The 6,336-nt window shown below is 54.1% G+C and carries 6 protein-coding genes and 1 pseudogene; 2 read left to right on the top strand and 5 right to left on the bottom strand.

The genetic code is table 11. The features are described 5' to 3' along the window. Positions 1-651, top strand: a pseudogene (locus EOA24_RS24055) (hypothetical protein); the annotation flags it as partial. Next, positions 641-1,675 (top strand): dienelactone hydrolase-related enzyme, encoded by a 1,035-nt coding sequence (locus EOA24_RS24050; protein WP_127410131.1) that lies wholly within the window; start codon positions 641-643, stop codon positions 1,673-1,675. The pseudogene EOA24_RS24055 and the gene EOA24_RS24050, both read left to right, overlap by 11 nt. Before the next feature lie 147 nt (positions 1,676-1,822). On the opposite strand, the gene EOA24_RS24045 is transcribed toward EOA24_RS24050, so the two are convergent. From EOA24_RS24045 to panD, 5 genes are all read right to left on the bottom strand, one after another. Next, the gene (locus tag EOA24_RS24045; RefSeq protein ID WP_245501844.1) at positions 1,823-2,137 is read right to left on the bottom strand and encodes a helix-turn-helix transcriptional regulator; all 315 of its coding nucleotides are present in this window, start codon (positions 2,135-2,137) and stop codon (positions 1,823-1,825) included. Next, positions 2,134-2,505 carry a type II toxin-antitoxin system RelE/ParE family toxin gene (locus tag EOA24_RS24040; protein ID WP_127410130.1) on the bottom strand — a complete coding sequence of 124 codons (372 nt, stop codon included), beginning with the start codon at positions 2,503-2,505 and terminating at the stop codon, positions 2,134-2,136. The genes EOA24_RS24045 and EOA24_RS24040 overlap by 4 nt, the downstream gene beginning before the upstream one ends. A gap of 932 nt (positions 2,506-3,437) precedes the next feature. Next, positions 3,438-4,691, bottom strand: coding sequence for an acetyl-CoA carboxylase biotin carboxylase subunit family protein (locus tag EOA24_RS24035; protein ID WP_127410129.1), 1,254 nt, complete (start codon positions 4,689-4,691; stop codon positions 3,438-3,440). A 59-nt stretch (positions 4,692-4,750) separates the two neighbouring features. Further along, entirely contained in the window at positions 4,751-5,203 is a 453-nt protein-coding gene (locus EOA24_RS24030; RefSeq protein ID WP_127410128.1) for a GNAT family N-acetyltransferase, read from the bottom strand. Positions 5,204-5,386: 183 nt separating this feature from the next. Further along, complete coding sequence (panD, locus tag EOA24_RS24025) at positions 5,387-5,815, bottom strand: aspartate 1-decarboxylase (RefSeq protein ID WP_127410127.1); 429 nt, start codon at positions 5,813-5,815, stop codon at positions 5,387-5,389. Positions 5,816-6,336: the final 521 nt, after the last annotated feature.

Raw genomic sequence — 6,336 nt, 5'->3', positions numbered from 1 at the left:
GAGCTCATATCGGTGCCGGAAGAGGTCGTGTTCACCGGGCTCGCTTACCTCTATATGTGTGTGTGCTTTTATCTTTTCTTTGTCGGCCTCATTTTGCTTTACACGGTTGTCCATGACCTTTGGAGAATTGGCGGGGCATCGAAAAGTGGGCCGGAAGCGGACCATCGCCATAGGGCCAATGAAGTCGGTCTTAGGGTTATGCGTGGGATTTTTCGATGTACTGTTTTGGGCGTTCTGATCGCCATATGCATGAAGGCCCAAAGCGCTTACCTGACATCGCGTGGAGAAAATATCGTGGCTTGGGTGGTCGGCGATATGTCTTCAGCCTTGTATAGCGGCAAAGATGTGAGCGACGGGATCGCCTATAGGATGCCGACGCACTACAGCAGCTTTCTTATTGTTATTTCGACCTGCGTTGTTTTTCTGTACGGGGCGATCCGTTTAGGCGTCGGAAGTCGATTTCGTGCGCCTTTGTGGACGATGTCGGTGGTCGTGGCGTTACTCGTTACAGGCTACTTGCTGATCGATGCATTTGCTGGCTTTTCGATCCTTCTGGGCGTTGGCGTGTTGTTCGCGATATACGGCCTATTCGATCCCGGATTTGAGCGATGGCGAGCGAGCGAGTTAGGAAAAAACCACAGTGTATCATAGCTGGCTTGATCGTTGGGATGAGCGGCGCGCGCGACGCGGTGAGGAAGGGAAGAAGACAACGGATTTCATCCTTGACGCGGACCGTGCTTTTCCGGGAGCGGGGAAGATTGCAAGCGTCGAGGAGTTCTGTGTGCTTGCCGACCAGGCCGTGGCTGATCCAGCCTTTTTCGATGAGCCGAGTGAGAGCGATCAGGGTTTTGAAAGGACGGAGGGGTGGCTAAAATTTCCGTCGGACATTGCGACTGATATCGCAGCGAACAATGTTGTGTGGGCGAAAATCACGGAAAGCGGGTCGTTCGATCGGGCGATGGTGATCTTTCACCATTGGAATGCAAGCGCGCGGAACCGTCAGATTGCCAGTTTTTTCTCGCGGCGTGGTATCACCGTTGTCGAGATTGCCATGCCCTACCATTTCGAGCGCAGCCGTCCCGGCTCCCTCCACGCCGACTATATGCTTAGCTCCAATCTCGGGCGAACGATCCAGTCCATAAGGCAGGGGGTATTGGATGGGCGAAAGCTCATACATTGGTTGAAGAGCGAAGGCTGCAGAGAGATTTCGGTTCTTGGTATGAGCTTGGGTGCCTGGGTCGCGGGGCTAATTGCTGCGCACGACCCGGCTGTGTCAAAAGCCTCACTGTTCCTGACGGCGGGGAGTCTGGCTGACATGGTTTGGATAGGCCGCGCGACACGATCGATACGCGATAGCCTTGAGCCTGCGATTGAGCTGACCGATCTCAGAAGGGCCTGGGGCCCACTTAACCTGGAGAATTACGCACATAGTCTGGCCCGGCCTGATCTCGATCTTCACGTCGTGCTGGCCAAGAGAGACAAAGTGGTGTTGCCGGCGCTCTCGGCGAGGTTCATGCAGAGGCTGGAGGATACCGGAGCCAGGCCAGATATTCTGGAATTGAACTGTGGTCACTATTCACTTGCCATCCCGCCGTACATTTTATTGGCCGGTTTGAGCTTGAAGCGATTTCTGTCGTCTACTGGCAAGTCGGGCCTGCGGTCCCGATCTTTGTAAACGATCCCCTGTGTGAGTTCTGTTGCATAAAATGGACGTTTTGTTGCGAACTTTTAACGCAGCTGCCCGGCGCGTATGTGAAGGACGTGGAGATCGTTTCTGACAGAGCGATCCCGCCTCATAAGACGATCTGTCAGGCTTCCTTAGTCACGCGTCAACGAGCTCGATTTTCAATTTCTTCCCCACGGACCGGGCGGCCTTTTCCAGCGTATCCAAAGACACCGAAACGTTGTGGGGGTCGAGAATCCGTTTGACCTGAGTGCGGCTTGTCCCCATCCGGGTTGCCATCTCGCTTTTGGTTAGAGAGCGTTGCTTACGGGCGTTCTCGATTTCCCACGCAAGCACCCTCTTAATCGCTGCGCCGTAGACTTCTTCCCGTTCCCCAAGCCCCTCAAGGAAGTCCTCGAGAGTACCGCCGACGGAAGGATGAGTTTCTCTGTTCATAGCCGGGCCTCTGCTCATTTTGTCTTCTTCTTGCGTTTGCTTTCCCTTTGCCGCCTCTTATGGTCACGAAGGCGACCAATGGCTAAACTGATGGCCTCGTCTTGGCCCCTCTTTCCTTCGTGGCCATGAAGAAGGAACATCCCGCGTCCTTCGATCGAAAAATACGTTCTGGCTTCAACCCTGCCTCGTTTGATCGTCGAGCGAACTTCCAACACACCATCACGCAGGTTCCTGCAAACAGGCATGCCGACTGGCCAACCGAACTCCACAGTGGCGATATCCTCTCCGACGATTACCCTGTCTTCCTTCGCCAATTCCAGAAGCCAATCACGTACGGGCTCGTTGCCGGATTCTGTAGCGTAAAACGCTGCGGTGATCCGCTTCATTGCAATTCTATGTACCTTATAAGGTTCATTTTGGTCAAAATCAAGACCTGGCACACCACGTGCGAGACCGCAAGTCAGAGGCCGCACCTTGCCGCCAGTTCGAAGCAGAGCAGAGGACACGCTGGCAACCTTGGCACCTTTAACGACCGTCCATCCTTGTGATTCTCTCGGCGGCCTTTCTGAGCCATCGCACCCCATGGGAGCGCGCTACCACCGCGAGTTCCGCCAACAAGGGCTGGGTTGGCGAAGCCGACAAGGCCGCACAGCGCAACCCAGATCCGAGGCGAACGGCTTCGGCCGCTCCGCCCTCACCTCGCCGGCACGCTAGGGGACGGCTGTCCGGCTTATGCCCACAATTTCCTTCTTTCGCAGGCTTATGGGTCGAAATTCGGCTGAAGTCATGACTCTCGTCGCGACGCTACGGCATTGATTTCTTGGAAGCTCAGTGTGCGCACTTATGCCTCAAAATGCACTGGGGGCTCCAAGCTCGATCTGCGGGTCGATGGGCTGACGTTGCCGTCCTGGGAAATCTAGAGGACACTTTTGTCGCAGCCTTGCTGACGACAGTTGCGGCGCTTGGTGGCGGATCGTTTCTTGGCTACCATCCCGCTGCTGTTGTGACAAAAATGGGCAGGTCGATGGGGCACGTACATGTCGGGGTGGATACGAACATCTTTCTCCACTTCGGGAACGTTGAGGAGCTGAAATGGGAGAAGAAACTGACAGTCGGACGTGTCGAAAGGCATCTCCATTGCGAGAGGCCCCGTCGCCATCTGACCTCGTATCGCTGCCAGTTATCGCTCATGGCCTGCACGGGCGTAATTGTTCTGTCGGGTCTTCCTTTCGAGCGCGAGACGCTAATTCTGTAGCTCGCTCATGAAGGCCGAATCCCACTTTCGTGTCGTGAGGCCCATCTGATTGATTACGGCTATTCAGTGAGTCGCCGATTTCGCGGTTGCGCCGCACGCCGGAAATGAAGCCACCGACCACTCAATTAGATCTACAGCGCGCTGCAGTATATCCTCCGTCTGAGCGCAACTGGGTGAAGCAGCGATAATGTGTCCGATGGTGTCTCGATAGTCGCCCTTCCTCATAATCATCGCCTTAGGCTCTACATCCAACTTGACCTCTACAACACCTGGCACGGCAGCCGCTTGACTATCACCGTCGATCCATTCCAGGGTGCCATCACAATCCGGCAATAGAAAGCGAGCGGCTGCGGTGTGCGAATGCCTTCTGCGCAAATCCCATTCCGCGCCGATAACAAGCTTGATGTGCTCCATCACCAGGTCGACGCCGTAAGCTAGGTGGACCAGTTGGGGCTCAAGCGCGCCCGCAAGACGCGGATTGACTTCAATAACGACCGGACCACACTTCGTCCACCGGAGTTCTATATTTGATGGGCCCCAACCAAGGCCGAGAGATCGCAAGCACCTTAAGGAAACATCGGAAATCTTAACATATTCCCGATCCGTTACCGGGGCCGGAAACGTCGTCTGCCGGAAGACGAAGTGGGGCTCGGGGCCAAACTCAACGGCCACAATCCCTATAATCTCATTGGCCATTATCTCGACGCTATAAAATGGACCCGGTACAAACTCCTCGATTAATATCCTTGGTGTAGTACAGTGACTCTCGCTCAAAATTTTCCTCAGATGTTTGACTAGTCCGCCTGCGTCGCGGCACAATCGAACACCGATGCTACCGCTACCCACGGCGGGCTTGACGATCACCGGAAAACCGACCTCCGCAGCAGCACGTTTCACTTCTGTCTCATTCCTGGCTAAGCGATAAGCAGGTACTGGAATGCCCGCCGCCGAGAGAAGCTCACGTTGAGCAAACTTGTCGGCGCAACGTTCAACCGACGTGGGATTCGGACCCGGGAGATCGAAATGTTTGCAAAGTTTGCCAACTGTTGCATAGACCGATTCGTCACCGCCCGAAAACCCGGTAATGCCGACGATTTCATATGTCGCGCGTAACTCAGAACAAACCTCGATCAGCCTGTCGAGATTGCCAGTCTCTGCGCGAATAGCTTTGCTTCCTTCGGCCGCAAGATAGTCATATTGACCCGGATCAGCCGCGAGAGTGATGGGGTAAAGACCAAGACGCTCGGCCCCTCGAATGTAGCTTAGGCCATTGCCTCTGGAATGACCCTCAATGAGGATGAGTGCTTTTTTGCCCATGGACCTTTCTCCTTTGGTCTCAAATGGTTCGTATTACCACTTGTACTTCCGGACCTAACTTACTGTTGCTTTCTTACATGATCATGATCCGCAAATTGCTTTCGAAAAAAATACCTTCCGAAACCCCGTGGGTAGTTGGGCAGATAACCAAAATTTTCATATCCAAGAGATTCATAGAATCCCGGCGCCTGAAACTGATAAGTGTCCAGCCATACGCCGACACATCCTCGTTGAAGCGCCATATTCTCTGCATGTCTTATCAACTGCGATCCAATTCCTATGCCTCTGTATTTCTGCGGAACGAATAACAACTCAACGTGCATCCAATCGTAATATACGTTTGCCCAGAGGCCGCCGTTCGTGTGTTCTCTTTCTAGTTCCTTGACGAGCAGCGCAATGGGATCCGGCTTGTACGGAATGGCCCTCGCAGCGCTAAAGATTTCTAGGGGATCCGATATGGCCCTGCGGTCTAAGTCGGTCGGATGTTCCCTCGGTTCGATTAGCCAATTCATTTCGACTTGCTTTCCTGTTCAATTAACTCGGCCGTTGTATGTTGTACATTCCAGTTCATGTGGCGCGTAATGAGAACGGTACATGCCGTTAGGATCCCAGGGCGATTTCGTTTTTTTGCAGAGAGTATCGATGTAGATTACCGGTTGAACGAAGAGAAACTGGATCATGCATGCGGCAATTGGCTAGAGTGCTGCTCTGGGGGAACCGTCGCGCACGGCAAACGTGATCGTCCCGTCTTCCTTAACCTCGGCTTCGTAGAACATGCGATCACGGATCGAATTGTCGCCGTTGAACGTCAGCACTCGCGGCTTGATCTCCGCGATCTTATGCTCCGGGATATATGCAGAAGAGCAAATAATTACTTCATCCCCAATCTGGCATGTCCGGGCAGCTGCTCCGTTGAGCACGCAGCAACGAGAGCCGCTAATACCGTAGATGACATATGTGCTTATTCGCGCTCCGGACGATTTGTTCCAGATGTCCACGAACTCCATGGGAAATATTCCTGCCTCATTGCAGAGGCTAGGATCCAGCGTGATTGAGCCATGGTAGTCAAGATCTGCCCCAGTGACAGAAAGCCCATGAAGCTTTGCAACAACGACTTTTTTCATTTTTATTCCTTTTGCGCTCGCCTTGTTCGCAATTGCCGGCCCGCGTTACGGCGGAAGGACTAAGCTATTGCGCTTCGCGGATGTGCCTCTCCGACACGGGAAGAACATGTCCCGATATTTTATTGTTCGGTTTTGTCGCAGCTGTTCCAGCGGTTCAGCAGTCCCGCCTCAACGACACGCAAATGTAATGCCAATCGGTTGGATGAGAGAGTGGACCAAAGTTCCCTGTAGGTTCTGTGGCTTAGCTTCTAACGACCCAAAGACCTGCTCCACAGTGACTGTCGCGGGCCCGACAAACATGTCCTAAACATACGCTGGAGTGTGCGCCGGCGTACCCGCTTTGCTCCCAGCCATAATGTCGCGCCTCAGGCGCACGGCCGAGAGGCCGGTGTAAGCTGTGATCCCGTTCGCTCAGATAGTTGAAAGATGACGCGCTCGGCCCGGCCATGCCAGAGACGCCGCTGCACGGCTCTGACGTCCCCGTGGATGGTTGAAAGCGCCTCAATGGAACAGGACTGGCA

The organism is Mesorhizobium sp. M2A.F.Ca.ET.039.01.1.1, from assembly GCF_003998035.1.
GTDB lineage: Bacteria > Pseudomonadota > Alphaproteobacteria > Rhizobiales > Rhizobiaceae > Mesorhizobium.
The sequence above is the reverse complement of the archived record's forward strand: the minus strand, read 5'-3'. Positions and strand labels throughout refer to the sequence as shown.

Bases quoted from the DNA above. Each gene is read 5' to 3' on its own strand.
- EOA24_RS24045 (WP_245501844.1), bottom strand. From the start codon at position 2,137: ATGAGCAGAGGCCCGGCTATGAACAGAGAAACTCATCCTTCCGTCGGC.
- EOA24_RS24040 (WP_127410130.1), bottom strand. From the start codon at position 2,505: ATGAAGCGGATCACCGCAGCGTTTTACGCTACAGAATCCGGCAACGAG.
- EOA24_RS24035 (WP_127410129.1), bottom strand. From the start codon at position 4,691: ATGGGCAAAAAAGCACTCATCCTCATTGAGGGTCATTCCAGAGGCAAT.
- EOA24_RS24030 (WP_127410128.1), bottom strand. From the start codon at position 5,203: ATGAATTGGCTAATCGAACCGAGGGAACATCCGACCGACTTAGACCGC.
- panD (WP_127410127.1), bottom strand. From the start codon at position 5,815: ATGAAAAAAGTCGTTGTTGCAAAGCTTCATGGGCTTTCTGTCACTGGG.